Genomic DNA, 17,470 nt, shown 5'->3' with positions numbered 1-17,470 from the left:
TGAAGGTCAGTCCAAACTGGATATAATCACAGTAACTGTATAAAACCACAGCCGCTATAAAAAGCCGTTATTTTATTAAAATAGCAAGTATTCAAATAGGTATAAGGAGCCATCTCAATGGCTAAATTAACTGCTCGCCAGGCGGAAATTTTTCAATTTATTAAAGACCATATTGAAGAAACCGGCTTTCCTCCCACTCGAGCCGAAATTGCTCGACAACTAGGATTTCGTTCTGTCAATGCTGCCGAAGAACACCTCAAAGCCCTTGCTCGTAAAGGTGCTATCGAAATTATTGCCGGTACCTCCCGAGGTATTCGCATTCCCCCTGACGCCCAACAAGGTATTCCTGTAGTAGGCCAGGTAGCAGCTGGTTTCCCCATTTTAGCCGAACAAAACATAGACAACTACTGCCAGATACCAGGTAGTTTTTTTAAACCTCGTGCTGATTACTTTTTAACAGTTAAAGGCATGAGCATGAAGGATTGTGGCATTCTCGATGGTGATTTACTAGCCGTTCACAAAACAACTGATGTACATAATGGTCAAATCGTCGTTGCTAGAATTGATGATGAAGTAACCGTTAAGCGATTTGAGCGAAAAGGAGAAGTTGTTTTATTGCATCCAGAAAATAGTAATTTCAATACTATCGAAGTGAACTTACATAGCGAGAATTTTACTATCGAAGGAATCAGTGTCGGGGTGATTAGACACTAACCTTTACACGAAAGCTGAAATTTTAACTTAGTCCCCTGGGTAGCCATCTATATATGCCCCAAATTACCCAAGGGGAAATTAATTATCTAATAGCTACTACCTTTTCTTAAAAAAGCGACTTAATTTGCAGTTTTACATCTTTTTATCAACTCTGATCCACTATCTACCCTCAAGATGGTAAATACAGTGAATTAGGCCAAAGATATGGATTTTTTGTCAGTGATACACTGCAGCTGTAACTAACGAACATGACAATATTCTTTTCGAATGACTTTTTAGACGTTGTTATCGTCGCTAACTACCATCAAAGACGAGACAAGTCTGTTACTGTATGACTTGCAGTAACAATCTTTATTTATTTTATAAAGAATGCTGCTGTCGCTCATCACTTGACGCCCTTCTTTTAAAGTCATTCGTTTAACAATAAAATAGGAAATATACCCATGGAGTTTAATGGCAGTGACAATGATTCAAAACCCAACCATAGCACGCCAAATCAACCCCATCACTTCCCTTTATCGACAGACCACAATGGCTTTACGCATATTACAGAAATTATTTTATCCTCAGCCCGTATTCCACTGACATCATTTATTCCACCCATGCTGGCACAGTTGAGCCATCATGAAAAACAACGCTGGTTAACCGTCGTGTGTTCCAAACAATATCGCAACATGACCTTAAAGTGGCTTCAAGATGCCTATATTAATAATAAACAGGTCTTATTTCTTACTGCCAGCAATGAAAGCTCTATAAAAGATTTGACGTTACAGGCACTCACTCTTGGTAAAAGTCATACTGTCGTCAGTTGGCTACCAGAGCTAGATGAGACAACCTTAGCGGCTTTAGATATTGCAGCACAAGAAGGTAACTGTCATGTAATTAATATAAGACAACGCTAGTAAAACAGTTGCTTTGCACTGTCAAAAATACCCTCTGGCAATAGTAGTAAAGTAAACCTGACATTTTATTTATTGTGTGAGATAAACTTTTCCTTTAATTTATTGAAACGAGTTTCAATATTTTTATTCCCCTTCTCTTACCTAAATTTCATTTGATAATCGCACAAACGCAGGTTAATTTTTGAGTCATATCAATCTGTCATGGTTTCTTAATGTGAACTCCTTAGTAATCAAGCCTATAAATACAGTAGCTGTAATAAAGGTAGACAAAACCCAACCAACAATAGGCTTAGTGGTCAATAACAATTCATCATGACCCTGTATAAGCCAATACTACTTGTGTTGCGATGGTTTGCTATAAAAACTATGGAGAGAGATAAATGATTTCAGTTAAACATCGACTTCTTTTATCATTATTGATGAGTGTTAGCAGCTCCCCTGCGGTAGCAAGCAGTGATTCTAATGGTCCAGCCTGTGAAGGGTTTGGCCCACAAGCGCCAAGAGATATTGACCAGCTTGCAGGCGACAATAAAAGTATTTTTAGCTTAGCCCCCCACTACACAAGCATGAACCTATGCAACATTCATTTTCACCATAATGCTGAACATAAAGCCAAGGACTTTTCCAAATATGCAGGAGAAGGCGATCATGGTCATGGTGGCGGTTATCAGTGTAATACTAGTCAATCACTTTCCTCAGCAGAATTAACGCTATCTAAAAATGAAGTATGCAAAGGGTTAAAACCCGGTAATACCATTGAAGTCCATTGGGTACATACTTCCTGTGACGTCAAACCAGGCAAAGGATTAACTTCGTGCTTATCTGATGGGTGCTCAAATCCAAATCTTCGTGTCGAAGCTCAGGTATTTACTGTCGTCAATGATTCTTCTGTTCTCAATTTTAATGACTTGGCTTATGGCGGTAATATAGAGGATGGCTATCACCAAGCTAAGGCCTTACCCGACAATACAGGTAAACCTGTAGAGTTTCTAGGTTCTACCACCGGTCCTCAGTTTACCGAACAAGTCTGCTCACCCTTTCAGGTTACTTGGAGTGTCAGACCATTGTGTACAAAAATTGACATCAATAGTTTAGGTGAATGGTGTAAGGATAACGTTTTCAAAGAAGACCACGCCCATGGTGTTAGAAAACTGGTCACTAATCCTAAACTGTTGTCCGATATGAAGTAACCTAGACCACAGCTCTTGCAGCAGTGGATATGCCCTTCTCTAGTTATCATTAGGCATAATACCCATCTGATAACCAGAGAAGCAACGCTGGCTTATTGATAAGAAATCATTTTGTGAAATGTTGACAGGCTTTTTACTTCCGTTTGGTTTTTAAAGCTGGCAAATGGTTGATCAGCAAACTTTTTACCCCTCATCTGAATATTCAAACGTGGCGCATTTGGATTACCCATAGTCTCTGCGTAAAAACGTTTGATATCACCTAAGGTTACCTTTTCTATCTCAGCAATCAGTTGAGCTTTAGTGTTAAACTGATAATTTTCATCATACCAGTCACTGATAAATGGGCTAACTTCATCGCTCAAGTTTTTTGGTTTTTCTTTCAGTGCCACTAACACACTGGTTTTAAGCTGCTTAAAAGTCGCCTCGGGTAACTTATTCAACACTTGCTGATACTCAAGCTTTAACTGATCAAGCCTTGACTGAATGGCTTTTGGTCCCTTGACGGGTGTTTGAATATACAACCCCACACTTGCATATTCATCAATAGTGGGGGCAATGGCTCCCACAGCATAGGCAAGTTGTTCCTCAGTACGTAATTTATCAAAAACATAGTTTGCAAAATGATCAATTAGTACTTTCGCTCTGGCTTGCTGTTTCAACCCTGGTTCAGAATGTGACTGTAAATCAACGATTGCAACATCATTAACTTCAATGTCTTTTTTCACAACAAATAGTTGCCCTTCCTTAGGTTCCCAGGATTTGTTACGCGTATATTCTGTAACCTTATGGTTATCAGGTAATAGGCGCTCCAACTTTGCAGCCATCTCGTTAATATCTTGACTATCGTAGTTACCAAAAGCAAACACTCTTACCTGGTTTTGACTGAGTAACTGTTTAATGAAGCTTCGTAAATCCTTACTTGTCAGCTTCGATGCAACCTGAAGATACTCTTGTTTATCCCAGGAATCTTTTGTAATCAGTTGGCTAAATGCATTAAAGGCCTGGCTGACGGAAAGTTGTTTTTTCTCATTTTCAACTTCTCGAGTAAGTCGATCAACTGCTTGTAAAAAGCGTTGTTCATCAACCTCAACCTGAATATTTTCTAGTGCTTTACTCAACAGGTCTTTTTGTTTATCTGTAAAACCACTGATTGATAATAGTAGGCCACCCGCTTCAGGGTGTACAAACACTTGCATTCCTGCCTTGTTCGCTTCTTCAATAAGCTCTCCTTGCTGAAGCTGAAACAAATCAGACCAGATAGATAAAAGGATAGTAGACTTGATATTATTGTGAGCTAGCGAACTATTAAAATAAATATCAATTGATCCTTTAGGCTGTTCCTTAAAGGCTTGGCTTGGAAGATACCAAACTTTAATACCTTGATTATCAACTACTAGTTCTGGCTTATCATTTTTGCTGACTGTTTTAATAGCAAATGTTTCAGGCAGCATTCGATTAACGGAAGATAAGCTGAGCTTCATATAAGTAGAATCGTACCAACTCGCTATAGTTTCAGCAGATATATTTTCAATTCTATACTTACCATTATAAAAATGTAGCTGCTTATCCGTTTTTTCATTTTTACTGATATACCACACATTCAATGCTTCAGGTGTTAACTGATTTAAAACAGACTTAATAGCATTTTCATCAAATTCTTTATAATAGTACGGCGCATTAATCACATTTTGTAGAGGGTAGTTTTGCATATCTTCTGCAAGAAACGCCGCATACATGAAATCATCAAACTTTTCTAGAAACCTAAACTTATTATCTAACGATGTTTTAATTTCCTGAAAATACTTTTCATTGACTCCTTGTTGCTTGACTAAGTCAATATACTGCATAACGATAGCAACAATTTTATCCCGATTTTTCATCCCTGCTTGAGTTAACTCAATGTTGATGGATAAGCTTCCATAATTACCATAATTACTGGGGTACGAGCCTGCATAAAAAGATGAAACCCATCCTTTTGACTTCAACAACTGACCTGGGGTACCAGGCATTTCTGAGCCCAACAAATAAGTCACAAACTTATTCGGTTTACTGGCAAAATCAGCTTGATTATTACGTATTGTAAAATCAAGCATCAGTTGTCGCACATCCTCATTGGTTTGATAGTAAATTTGCTTACCACCCGCCTGTTGCAAATTAACTGTTTTGGTTACCTTTGGCTTCTCAATATGCTTGTTTTTAATGCCACTAAAATGTTGTTTGGCTAAACGAGCCATCTCGGCTAATGGTAAGTTAGAAACCATAGCCACTTTCATAATATTAGAAGAATAGTATTTGTTATAAAAATCGACCATTTCCTGATGAAGCTTGCTCCCTGACTTATTAGAAAGTGTTTCTAAATTACCCGTGGAAAAACGATTAGCTGGGTGGTCTCCCAAAATATTGCGTGATAACTTAAATTGACCAGCATAGTCATTTTCGCGAGACATTGACCATTCAGCATTCACTGCATTCTTTTCTTTCTCTACATATTCAGGGTATAGCTTAGGATTTTTAAAAAAGTCTGAAAAGCGATCCAACGCTTGGTCGTAAACATCATTATTTATTTGAAACATATAGTTGGTGATATCAAGCCCTGTATAGGCATTGTGTGCACCACCATGTTTGGTCATGAATTCCGAATAGCCTTTGGTATCAGGATAGCGTTCTGTCCCCAGAAATAACATATGCTCTAGAAAATGGGCCAGCCCTTGTTGAGACATAGGATCTTGAATTGACCCAACTCCAACACTTAAGGCAGTCGCCGACTTTTTTAATTGAGGGTCAGATACCAAAATAACCTCAATTCCATTTGCTAATGTTAAAACTTGATAGGCTCGATCATCACTAGGGCTGACAATGATCGGCGTAGAGTCCTGCTCTGTAAAAAATGATAAGTTGGAGCAACCTGATGCTCCTAATATTGCTAGAGCACTAAGCAGCACAAATTTATTCATATTGCATGAATCCTTAAGTAAAAAGAGTAGACAAACAAAACGATTGTTTTACACATTACTAAATAGACTATACAAGTCCGATAAAACAAATGATGAAGACAATGGAGGGAAAACGCTTTCTTTAGCTCATTAATAACAACCTTTAAAACAGTTTAGACCATTCATGTTATACCAACGAAACATTTTAGATCAATATATAAAATGCATATATTATAAAACTTTCAGTCTCTATAACACATCACTAACATCACATGTAAGAACAACTATCTTATACCACAGTTGTACCTTATTTAGTTAAATAACAAACAATGGGTAAACTACGGTTAATACTTATAGCTGCGCCAATGATTTTTAGGCTTTGTTACCATCGCTGAAGTTTATTTTTAGAGGTGCCCTAAAATAAGCCATTGAGCAATCAAACTTATCTGAGGCACATAAAATGTTACTTAATTATGGGTGTCACATTGGGTATAAAAGGACCATATTTTGCTTTCTCTAGCGCCTCAATATCACCACCAAAATAAGCAGGAACGGGGTAATCTTTGGGTCTGAATCTTGGGTTAGGGAAGTCATTTTCACGATTAGCTCGTTCGGGTCTAGCGAGCGAGTTAATATAACCTGCTACATCATAGGCTTGCTCTACTGATAAAATAGGCGATTGCGCAGTGGCACCAAATGGCATATTGGCATAAATAAAACGGCTGGCTTTTATCACTCGACTCATGCCTGCACCATTATTATAAGAATCATTACCCGCAACAGGCGGAAACAAGTAACCACCGCTATTTGGACCAGCAGCCTTTGTTCCTAGCCCATCCGGACCATGGCAAACAGCACATTGGCTCTGATAAACACGTTGACCCGATTTTAAGTTTACTTTTCTATTGGGTAGTTTTAAATGCGGTAGCCCCACCCCCGCCATTGCTTGATTCGGTTTTGTTCCTTCCGCTAACCAATTAAAATAAGCCAGAATGCCACGCATTTCCAAAGAATTTTCTGGCAGCTTTTTGCCTTCTCCCATACTACGACTCATACAACCATTAACACGGCCTGCCGCAGTACCAATTGTCATGCTGCGGGCCCGAAAATTAGGGTAGTCATTCATTACATTAACAAATGGAATACCATAATATTTTGTGCCCGGTAATCCTGATGGCCCTTTTAGATGACAATTTGAGCAGTTTAGATTATTGCCCGAAAATCGTTTCTCAATAGTAGACACATTAGGACCAATTGTTTCTGCGGTTTTATCTAGGACTTTAATACCATAACGAATAAGCTGGCTATTACTATGGGAATCAATCGTATTAGGGTCATTAACATACCAAGATTGAATTAGTCTATTTTTATAACGTTTTTTCAAGTCGATTGCTTGGGCATCGGTTAATTGCTGATTATATTGATAAGGACTTACATCAATTGCCAGCGCTGTTTTTGATAATACAGTGGCTGTCACTAGCACTAGAATAGGTTTAACTATCACGTCGATTTCATTTATTAAGTTTATATTAGACAATCAACTATATTACAATTTCCTACACTATACTTTGCTATTGACGACAACTAGCAATTTTTAGTTTTAATATTAAGATAAGTAGTGATTCAAGACGAAAATAGAAGACTACCGTACAATTTTCATCCTAAATCATTTTCAGGTTTAAAAATAAAGTAGTATATACTTTCGGTGAAGGATATATTTATTATTGTTTAGCTGCATTAACCCATGATGCCATGACGTTTGCATCACATTGCTCTTGACCTAATAAGCCATTAATCACACCATTTCGGTTTTTTTCAGATTGATTTTGGCTTAATTTCCATTTCCCAATAATAGAAAAAATCTCAACGTTCACTCCAATAATCGCTTGTAACATCCTTTCAATATAGCCCTCTGGTGCATCATTGAGTGTCCAAGGCGTTTTCTGCGCAGCTTCATGCTCAACTGTTAAACGGTCTATCATTGCCCTATTCCAATCAGCATCATGAATAAATGACAAACGACCGCTTACATGCACAGTCACATAATTCCAGGTGGGTACCGCTTTTCCTGTTTCTTGTTTAGTTGGATAATAATTGGGAGAGATGTAACCGTTAGGGCCATTAAATACTACTAAGACTTCCGATCCATTATTGACGCTTTTCCATAACGAGTTTGCTTTCGCAATATGACCCTGTAAATATTGTTTATCTTCATCTTGTATAAAAGATAGAGGCATTGGATTCGCCTCAATTCCTTCAGCCTCAGAAACGGTAATTAATGTTGCAAAAGGATATTCACGCATTAAACCAATTAAACTTTCAGTGTCATTTTGTTCAAACGCTTTAGGAATAAACATCACGCAATGCTCGACTTTTCAGCCTATTAATTTAGATAACTGTAGTGGAGCATTGCCTTGGTTCCTATTAAATAATACACATAAGCTGTGCGATAACAGCTTGCGGGTCATTCGATTAGTCAAACTCCACAGGGTTCTGCCTTTGGTCCGCTGAATATTAAACCTTTCTACTAGCTGACCAATGGTTGTCTCAACTCGTCGTCGTAACCGATTAAGCTGGCTCCTCCAGGACTTGGGTAAAGGATCAATCATGTTATCTCTAACCGGGGTTTCTAGCTGAAGCGATTTTAACTCTAACAATTCAGCTTTAAATTCAGCCCCCAAATAACCTTTATCCCCTAACAACATGCCTGACGGCATACCTTCTGTTAACTCCCATACAGCTTCCCTTTCGCCATCACTTGCTGGGGTTAATGTAAATCCTGCTATGGCTCCATGAAAGTCAATAATGAGGTGCCCTTCAAAGCCATAATAGGTTTCCCCCTTGGATGCACAATAGCCATACTCAGCCTCTTCTTTAAAGCGGCGGCAATTTCTTGCACGTTTAAAGTGGCTAACAGGCAAAGGAAAACCATCGACAACATGTATAGGATCATTAATAGTACCCAGCTCAGCTGTTACTTGCTTTTGTAATTGTTGTTTTATCGCCCATAAATTAGCAGCTTGTTTAGCAAACTGGCTTCTTGAGCCTATGCCTGGAAAATACGCTTTCCAATGCTCTTTGAAGTATTTCCAGATAGCGGTATCAGCATCAAGGCCTTGAAATTCACCAATTAACTCCATGGTAATGACTTCTGCATCCGACAGTGAGGGCTTAATTCCTCGCTGACGTAATCGCCGTTGTTTTAATAAATCAGTTAAAACATCATCGACCCAACAATAAGTAGTTATGATAAACTCTTCCAGTGACATTCCCTTTCCTTGATATCCCTGTTTTCGCAAACTTAGGATGGGGTTAGGGTTTGTCATTTCAAGTTATTAAAAGTCGAGCATCGCGTAAACATCGAATATATACCTATCATAAATCATTTCGCGAAGAGTATACCTCGCCTAAAACTTTATTTTCGAAAGATAATCTGGTTGAGCAATTGATGCTAAACCGTCAGGTGCACTGATAAATTGATACTGAGAAGGCATCCGTTGTACAACCCCTGCCCATACAGGTAAATCCATATCTTTTTCATCATCATTGGGTGGCCCTTGACGAACTTTCGCACTGGCTTCAGTAATATCCATCATCAATACAGCTGTAGCATTGAGCTCTTTTTCAGAGGCTGGACGAATATTGTCGTCTATACGTCCTGGGCTACAGCCCTCCATCAGATGATCCAAAGCAATGCGTTTTGCATTAAGCTCAGTCAACGCTTTAAAACGACCAAATAACATGACACAGCGATAATTAACTGAATGATGAAAAGCAGAGCGTGCTAATACAATACCATCTAGATGCGATACCGTTACACAACATAATGCCCCTTCAGCCAAGCATTTAAAAAACCGGCCATTAGCAGCCCCGTGAATAATCAGTTGCTGTTGAGATCTCACATAAGCGGTGGGTAACACCACTGGGTGGCCATTATCTTCAAAGCCAACATGACAAAGAATCCCCGCATCTAAAATTTGGTTAATCACCGCTTTATCATAACTGGCACGTTTACGAAGCCTGGAAAAACGAGTGTTATCGGTTATTGGTAGCGTTTCAGCCATTACCACCTCTCACGACCTTAGGGCTGTTAATAGACCCTGGTTGCTCTTTATTGATTGAATAGTGATATGCTATGACAATATTGGATCTTAAAAAACATCCAATTTTTTGATTTTTTTAGGTACCAATTTTGAGCTATCGCTACCAAAAACTCTACCAATACTTACGAGATGCCATTAACGAAGGGCATTATAAACCTGGGCAGCGCCTGCCTGCTTCCCGTACCCTGGCAAAGGAACAAGGGTTGTCCCGTAATACGGTGGTTCGTGTCTATGAGATGCTGATCAGTGAAGGCTATTTGACCAGTCATATTGGCGATGGCATGCGAGTAAGCCACAACCTTCCTGACACACCTTGGCTAACCGATCAACATTCACAGCGCGCATCAGTAGAACCAAACTGGTCTTGTTGGGGGCAACGCCTGTTAACACTGCCCCATAGCTATGATCAGTATCGTGAAAAAACCACCCCTTCAGATGCCTCATTAATGATTGACTTCCAATATGGGCATATTGAAATGAGTGAGTCTATACGCCTTCAGTGGCGACGCCTCGCTAGCAAGTGGTCGTATTTACAAACACAAGCCTATGGTGACCCGCAAGGACTACTTGAACTAAGAAAAGCGTTAGCTACCCACTTGACCACTTACCGGGGCTGCCACACCAATGAAGAACAACTGGTAATTGGCTCTAGTGCACAACATCTGTTTGCGTTAATTATTCAGCTCATCACCGAGCCAGGCGATACCGTTGTCATTGAAGAGCCTTGGTATAAACGCTTTAGAGACTTATTATTACTCGCCAATATCAATGTGATTAGCGTACCCGTGGATGACCAAGGCCTTTGCCTTGACCAGCTCCAACAAAAAACCATTAATCAAGGTATTATTCCCAAATTAATTTATGTGACTCCCTCTCACCAGTTCCCAGCTGGCGTCGTCATGTCCCTACACCGACGTTTAGCCCTGTTGGATTGGTGCAACAAACAGCAGTGCTGGATAATTGAAGATGATTACGATAGTGAATTTCGATACAGCGGACCGCCAATCGATGCTTTACAATCGTTAGATAAAGAAGGACGAGTGATGTATGTTGGCACTACATCTAAAGTTATTTGCCCTTCTCTTCGGATAGCCTACGGCATTTTTCCACCCCCTTGGATAAAGCCAATGTGCAGGGCCATTAATCTTGGATTTCGTCATTCAAGTTGGATGGAGCAGCATATGTTAGCAGAGTGTATTAATAATGGCAGTTATGTTAGCCATATTCGTCGACAGCGACGCCTCTACGACAGTAACCGTATGATATTAGTCAATGCATTAACAACGCATTTTGGAGAAAGCATACAAATCCAAGGCGAGAGTGCGGGCCTGCATCTCTTGCTTTGGTTAAAAAATTTTAGTGGTCAGCATCAACAAATGGTTGTGCAAAGTTTAAAAAAAGCCGGTATCGCTGTTTACCCAATTGATCACCTTTACTCAACGCCTCAACAACATTTGGGCCTAATGATGGGCTATGCAACCCTTTCTCATCCACAAATAGAACAAGGGGTACTCAAGATGAAAAAGGTTTTAGGCAAGTTACCAAGAAGAAATAATAGCGTTTAAATGTCAGTCTATGTAGTTACAACATTTTTAATAATAAGCAAAGTAATTAAAATTAACCAATTACTTTGCTTTGTTTCATAGTTTAAAGACAATTAACAGTTTAATCATTTAAACTGATACTGCTAGTTCAGTACTTCTAGAAGTATGAGCTGGCCCTACAGCAGTAACCGTATTTCCACTCATTGCCGTTTCACTATTAAACCCATTGATACTTTGAATTAATTGATTGATGCTATTGTCCTCAGTTGAAACAAGCTGTTTTTCAAGTGAAGTAGGGTTAACGCTAAATAGTTTTCCATCACGAGACTTGAATACAAGGTTTCGATGGGCATTATCTCGTTGAAAATGCTGAATCACTAGCCCCCCTCGTTGCCCTTCTACATATAAACCAATACTTTCCCCTAAATAAATACTTGCCTCTCTTCTTGAAGCATTAACCGTAGTCACCTTGATATCAGCGAAATTGGCATTAAATAATGCTAGATCCGTGGCTGTATCAGTGGAGTTAGTATCTAACACAACCAAGCCATCTTTGTTGGGCGTATAGATATACACATCATGACCCTTTCCACCAATTAAGGTATCATAGCTATAAATACTGCCATTATTCCCCCCTCCTTGCATCACATTATGCTTATCATTGCCAGTCAAACGATCACCAGACCGGCTACCCGTAAACTTGACCAACTCCGGTAGTGGATGTCGCTGGGTCAATTGATTGCGATCAAGCACAACATTACTTGCCGACATCGATGCATCAAAACCAGTCACCGTAAACTGGTAGTTATTCCCTTTTTTTTCAACTTTTAACGTTAGATTATCCTTAGTCAAAATAGTTAAATGCTGATAATCGCTACTCTTTGACCAGTTTTTCAATGTGACACTCATTGATCCCAGGTTAGCGTTGTTTTTATAGTTAACGGCTTCTGTTAATTGCTGTTGATATTCAGCCGCAATTTTGGCATACCTTTCTTTTTGTTGTTTTAGCGAATTATTAAAAGGTTGGGCTGGCGGTAAATTAAGGGCAAATCGACGCAAACGACCCGCCATGTTTTCACCTAGCGCCCGCTCAACTGCAGTACCTCTTTCAGACTCAGATACCTGAACAACTTCCCCATTAATTAACAATGATTTCTGATTGAGCTGGTCTACAAATTCTCCCTTAGATAACGAAGGCTTATCTTCAAGCAATTTATTTAAATACCCCACGACTTTATTATATTCATTATAAACGGTTGATAGTTGATTAATTCGTTGCTGCTTTAGCTGGCTATCAGCTGCAGCTTGAAATCGTAAGTCATTGCCAGTTTGGGTAATAGCAGATAATTGACTATAGTTAGCGCCTAATACCAAAAAGTCGGCAACCTTATCTGACGCTTGATTATCAATTTCAACGTTATTACGTCTATCTAAATACGCCTGCAGCATATAAAAGTCACTGCCATTACCTCCCTTTAATTGATCAACACCTGTCTCAGCACCATAACCATTTAATATATTTCCCAGTTTATTACCCACCAAATGATCAACTCTACGAGTACCCGTTACTTGTTGAACCTGGCTAAAGGCTAATAATTGGCCATTAAAGTTGGCACCCGTTAAGGTGTCAGCTGGCTGCGAAGATAAATCAAAGCTTATTGGGGTAAGCATCACTTTGCCACTGGTGGTGACAAGTTCCGTTTGCCCATTGAGTACGCTTGGATTTAGCTGTTTTTTATCATGATCAGCCAAACCCAGTGAAGTTGACTGAGTTTGCTGTTTAATGTTTAGAATGTGCCCATCTTTCGTTTTGATTTGCAAGTGCTGATAGGCTTTGCCTTTAAAGAAGTCACTGACTCGAACGTTACGTTCTTTTCCAGCACTATCTTTATAAATAACAATCAGATCATCTGTGTATCGCCCACCTAACCACTGATTGCCTTGTTTGGTAGCAAGCCCTGCACGAAATGCTTGGATAGTGTCTCGCCCCGTATCAAGTACCAACGTATCAAATTCAGGCGCATTCGTTTGATCCTGATTATTAATAATCAACCAATTCGCGGCGTTCTTTCCGGCAATATATGTATCAGCCCCTTGGCCACCTGAAGCCGTTATTTTTTGTGGGCCTAACACAAATAAATCATCCCCACCCTTACCCATTATTTGATACTGGTATTCACTGATCGATGCACCAATAGGCTCACCTTCAGCATTGGTTGGTTGGCGTTGGATGACTTGAAAAACATTATTTTTATCATTTCCTTCATAACGACCTTGCCTTGAAGCGCTGTCAGTATCAATCCCTCCCTGCTCATTGCGTTTAATGACACTTTTACTATTAATAGGGATTGTCCACAGCATTTTGACCGTTTTAGTTTCCATCTCAAACTTAGGTGACTGGCCCAGACCTAAAATAATATTTTGTACACCTTCGGTTTTAATATGGAAGGTTCGGTCTTGCTGCTGCCCCGTTACATCCGACATATTACCAATGGTTAGGGATGAATCTGCACCTCCATTGGCTAATTTAAAGCGCAGATTTCCACCATAATAAGAAGCGGGGGCATTGGCAAAATCAATTGTAGCAGCCCCCCCCTCTTCTGCTTCGATAATACTATAGTAATTTCGATAGTCTGCTAACAGCGACAATAGTTGTGTATCTTCTCGATACTGATTTTCCAGCGATTCACTACGTTGAATGGCATTTAAGATATTACCAATTGGGTGAAATTCATAAAACAGCTTTTCAATACCATCACCTAAGCCAACAAAAAAAGCCTCTGCCCGTTCTTGCCAGGAGGCATCATCGGGCACCTCACTCATTTTTTGTTTTATACTGTCGTATAGTGTACCAAACCCGATTCTTACTAACGTAAAACCTATCGACATCGCTTCAAACAGTGGTGATAACGGGGAAGGAATTGAAGCAAGCACCCCCGTTGCAGTCGCTAAAAAGTCTAGAGCAAAATTGACGACACCTCTGACTTTGTCTGGGTCTTTTAAATCCTCAATCATGCCATGAACCCCCAACCCTATACCAATCAGCGGGGTGGCTCTACCCAATAATTTGCTAAAACTCCTAATACCTGCTGCACCGGATTGACTGACACTGGTGAACAGTTTAGCGAGTTCGGGGGCTGCTTTTCTTGCGGCAATATCGGATAAGCCACTTGCTGTATAAGTCGTCGCTTTTGCTAATAACTTTCCTGCACCCGTGACTATTTTTTGTGGCGCATTTGCCAACTCCCCAAAACCATACAGTGTTAATGCTGAGTTAGCCGCAATTGCAGCAGCATCCCCTTTTTCTAATGCATTGGATAAGCTTTCCAGCCCTTTTAAGCTCATAAAAATGCCTAAGGCACGTGAGGTATGTGCAGTCCTCCTGGCTAGTTCTTGGCGAAAACGACTGATGGTTTTAAAGGTACGAAATTGATTGGCATCAACATCAATAGTCTGGGTTAACAACTGTTGGCCATCTTGATATTGAACAACTAGTCGACCAGACTTGAAATCTGTTCCATCGGCAAAATCAACAAAGTCATTAGGCTGCTTGCCTATCGCAGTTAGTTTTGACTCAACAAACTGCTTGGCCAGCTTAAGGTCATACAGCTTAGCTGCTTTTAACTCATTAGCAGGCTCAAAAAAAGCGTCACTGTTTACGCCCGCTAAATCAGATGCTGAATGCTTAACCTTAGCTAAAGCATCTTCCAATTTTACATCGGCTAATTGTGCCTGACTGACCCGATCAATACTGATTTCACCCTCACCATATCCACGCACAACATGATCATCAACACCGCCCGCACCATTGGTATTAATAATGACTTTATGCTGATGATCACCTGCTTTCCATGTCACCCTACCATCTTCCAAAAAGCGTAGCGTTTCCCGCTGCCCAGCTGTATTAATTCTTACCAGGGTGTCTTGTGCCGAAATTTTCACTTTTGCATTAGGAGCCAGGTCAGCTATTTTGTTAGCCACCTCTGAGACAAATCGAGCACCATTATTTGAATCGGTTGCCCCTAGACCACAGGCGATCAAACTGATTTTTTGTGGTAACCCTTGCTTCAATCCTTGCTCAAATATAGCTGAGGTCAAGTGGTTTGCGTCCATTCCAGCTAACGTGGTTCCACGATTTAATATAGCCCCTGAAAATGAGGCATCAGAATGGCCGATTAATAGCAACTGATCTTGCTGACCTGCTGTTAACTGGGCCGTTTGGCCTGAAACCGCGTCGATAATAGCGCCTTTAGTTGGGTTCCACTGCAACCATTGTACTTTTCCTGTAGGGTATTTTTGATAAAGATTGAGTGCCGCCTGAAAACTAACAGGGTCACCGTCCACCTGAACAATAATATTTTTGTTATAGCTATTTTCCGTTACCTTGCTTCCTGCAGGACGAGCAAGACTCTCTTGTGAAGGTCGACGCCAACGATTGACCGCCAACGAGCGATATTCATTCATCAGTTGACCACGGCCAAATTCAACTTCATGAATAATCTTTACCTCACCACTTTCCGTTTGAATACTTTCAGGTGCAAGCCAGTTTTTAGGGTTGGTATTTTTTCCTTCACCCGTGTCGCTGCCATTACGGTATTGTATTTCATACTCTGTTAGCTTTGTCTCACAGGAAACACAAGCCGGCTTTGAAATACCAAAGGAGAGTCCATTGATCGGTTTATTTTGCTTTTGCAGAAAAGAGATAAGCTGCATTTCAGCATGAGGTTTTGCAGCTTCAGCAGCCGATTGAGGCGTAGCACCAATACCAATAAAGACTACCTTGTCAAAATCAGCAATGCCTTGGAACTCCTGCTGTAACTGCTCAACCACAGCAATTCGGTTTGCGGCTTGGTTGCCTTCAATACCCACTACAGGGGTTTCGCTATCATTAAAAAGCGAATAAGACAGATAAGTATTTTGCTCTCCCAACCCATTAACAGTAGTCGGTGCCCCCCCTGGCGTCACGCCTTTACGGGTTTTGGTATTAGAGGCAATATACAGGGTACGATCAATGACCGTCACTGCAACGGTATCATAATGAATTTCACTGGCCCCACCCGGCGCCAAGCCTTTTTTCATTTCCTTTGGCAGTATCTTTTTAATTTTTTCTACTGATGCCTCATCAATTCCTGGAATAGTTTCAGGATGGTTCATATAGTCAGCTAATTGCTGAGCACTTAAGACATTAATATCTAACTTACCTTCTACCGCTGCCTTAAATTGTGCTTCAAATGACGTGTTTTCAACATATGCCCTAACATTGAGTTGCTGCCCATCTTGTAAATAGGGTTGCCAGGCTTCCACATATTTAGCCACTTTTTCGGTAAATTTTTGTTTGGCAATATTAAGCAACTCTCTTTTCTTATTTTCACTTAATTTTTTATTGGGTGGCTCTTCTGACCCTACATTTTCTACCCAACCCTCAACATGCTCATTCGAGTAGGCAGTTGCTAAAATAAAGTTAGCCAGTTTATCTTCAAAACTAAGGCGACTAAGATCGACTATTGGTGCTGACGTACCAGCATTTTTATCAGTTGGCATAATTAATAACCTCTTTTTTACAACAAAGCACTACCGGTTACCCACAGCAAATGACTTTTTAAGCCTGACGCTTGTTAACACCAGGAGGGAAATGAAGATGACGAATAATTTTGGCTATACAACACTTGAATTATCACCAAAATAAGTTAGCAAAAGTCATTTACGAATATGATAACTACTAGTGGTACATACGTAAAAATGGTAATAACTTTACATACAAACCATATACGCACCACTCCACATACACACCACTAGCATTATTTTATTGAGAAGAAGATATTATAAAGAAGTAACTACTAGCAAATTAATTTTAAATCAGTTGTTTTATTTGAAAGTGCTTAACATTAATCAAATTATTTTTTTATAAATATTAGCAACAGTTTTGTTGAGACTAAGGTGCCTAAGTATTCCTTAACATCCACACAAGCCGCGTAAAGTTTGTAAAAACACTTGTATTTTTCAAATAATCGCTAACAACTCTTTAAAACACAGCTTGTGTGATTCCTATGTAATTGGTATAAACTTGTTCGATTATCCCTTCTA

Annotated in this window: 10 protein-coding genes; 4 read left to right on the top strand and 6 right to left on the bottom strand. The window is 39.8% G+C overall.

The features are described from left to right. Positions 1-117: 117 nt before the first annotated feature. The 3 genes from lexA to OQE68_RS24235 all read left to right on the top strand — a co-directional run bounded on the left by lexA (position 118) and on the right by OQE68_RS24235 (position 2,806). Positions 118-714, top strand: a complete 597-nt coding sequence (gene lexA, locus OQE68_RS24245) for a transcriptional repressor LexA (protein ID WP_180570164.1) — start codon at positions 118-120, stop codon at positions 712-714. 443 nt (positions 715-1,157) lie between these two features. Continuing rightward, positions 1,158-1,616: a SulA-like leucine-rich domain-containing protein gene (locus OQE68_RS24240; RefSeq protein ID WP_180570163.1), complete on the top strand. Its 459-nt coding sequence runs from the start codon at positions 1,158-1,160 to the stop codon at positions 1,614-1,616. Between the two features lie 380 nt (positions 1,617-1,996). After that, positions 1,997-2,806 (top strand): delta-class carbonic anhydrase, encoded by an 810-nt coding sequence (locus OQE68_RS24235; protein WP_219340137.1) that lies wholly within the window; start codon positions 1,997-1,999, stop codon positions 2,804-2,806. 92 nt (positions 2,807-2,898) lie between these two features. Here OQE68_RS24235 and OQE68_RS24230 read toward each other — a convergent pair whose 3' ends face one another. The 5 genes from OQE68_RS24230 to OQE68_RS24210 form a co-directional block, all read right to left on the bottom strand. Beyond that, positions 2,899-5,760: an insulinase family protein gene (locus OQE68_RS24230; protein ID WP_180570162.1), complete on the bottom strand. Its 2,862-nt coding sequence runs from the start codon at positions 5,758-5,760 to the stop codon at positions 2,899-2,901. A gap of 442 nt (positions 5,761-6,202) precedes the next feature. After that, positions 6,203-7,243, bottom strand: coding sequence for a c-type cytochrome (locus OQE68_RS31015; RefSeq protein WP_180570161.1), 1,041 nt, complete (start codon positions 7,241-7,243; stop codon positions 6,203-6,205). Between the two features lie 217 nt (positions 7,244-7,460). Beyond that, positions 7,461-8,096, bottom strand: coding sequence for an FMN-binding negative transcriptional regulator (locus tag OQE68_RS24220; protein ID WP_180570160.1), 636 nt, complete (start codon positions 8,094-8,096; stop codon positions 7,461-7,463). Positions 8,097-8,114: 18 nt separating this feature from the next. Beyond that, complete coding sequence (locus tag OQE68_RS24215) at positions 8,115-9,008, bottom strand: IS982 family transposase (RefSeq protein WP_266195400.1); 894 nt, start codon at positions 9,006-9,008, stop codon at positions 8,115-8,117. 138 nt (positions 9,009-9,146) lie between these two features. Further along, on the bottom strand, positions 9,147-9,803 hold the full coding sequence (locus OQE68_RS24210; protein ID WP_180571148.1) for a pyridoxamine 5'-phosphate oxidase family protein: 657 nt from the start codon (positions 9,801-9,803) through the stop codon (positions 9,147-9,149). Positions 9,804-9,931: 128 nt separating this feature from the next. On the opposite strand from OQE68_RS24210, the gene pdxR reads away from it, so the two are divergent. Further along, entirely contained in the window at positions 9,932-11,407 is a 1,476-nt protein-coding gene (gene pdxR / locus OQE68_RS24205) for a MocR-like pyridoxine biosynthesis transcription factor PdxR (protein WP_180571147.1), read from the top strand. 108 nt (positions 11,408-11,515) lie between these two features. Here the strand turns inward: pdxR and OQE68_RS24200 are convergent, their stop codons facing one another. After that, positions 11,516-16,927 carry a C80 family cysteine peptidase gene (locus OQE68_RS24200; RefSeq protein WP_180571146.1) on the bottom strand — a complete coding sequence of 1,804 codons (5,412 nt, stop codon included), beginning with the start codon at positions 16,925-16,927 and terminating at the stop codon, positions 11,516-11,518. Positions 16,928-17,470 lie beyond the last annotated feature (543 nt).

Source organism: Spartinivicinus marinus, assembly GCF_026309355.1.
GTDB classification, from domain to species: domain Bacteria; phylum Pseudomonadota; class Gammaproteobacteria; order Pseudomonadales; family Zooshikellaceae; genus Spartinivicinus; species Spartinivicinus marinus.
Note: the sequence above shows the minus strand (reverse complement) of the source record. Positions and strands in the feature narration are given on the sequence as shown.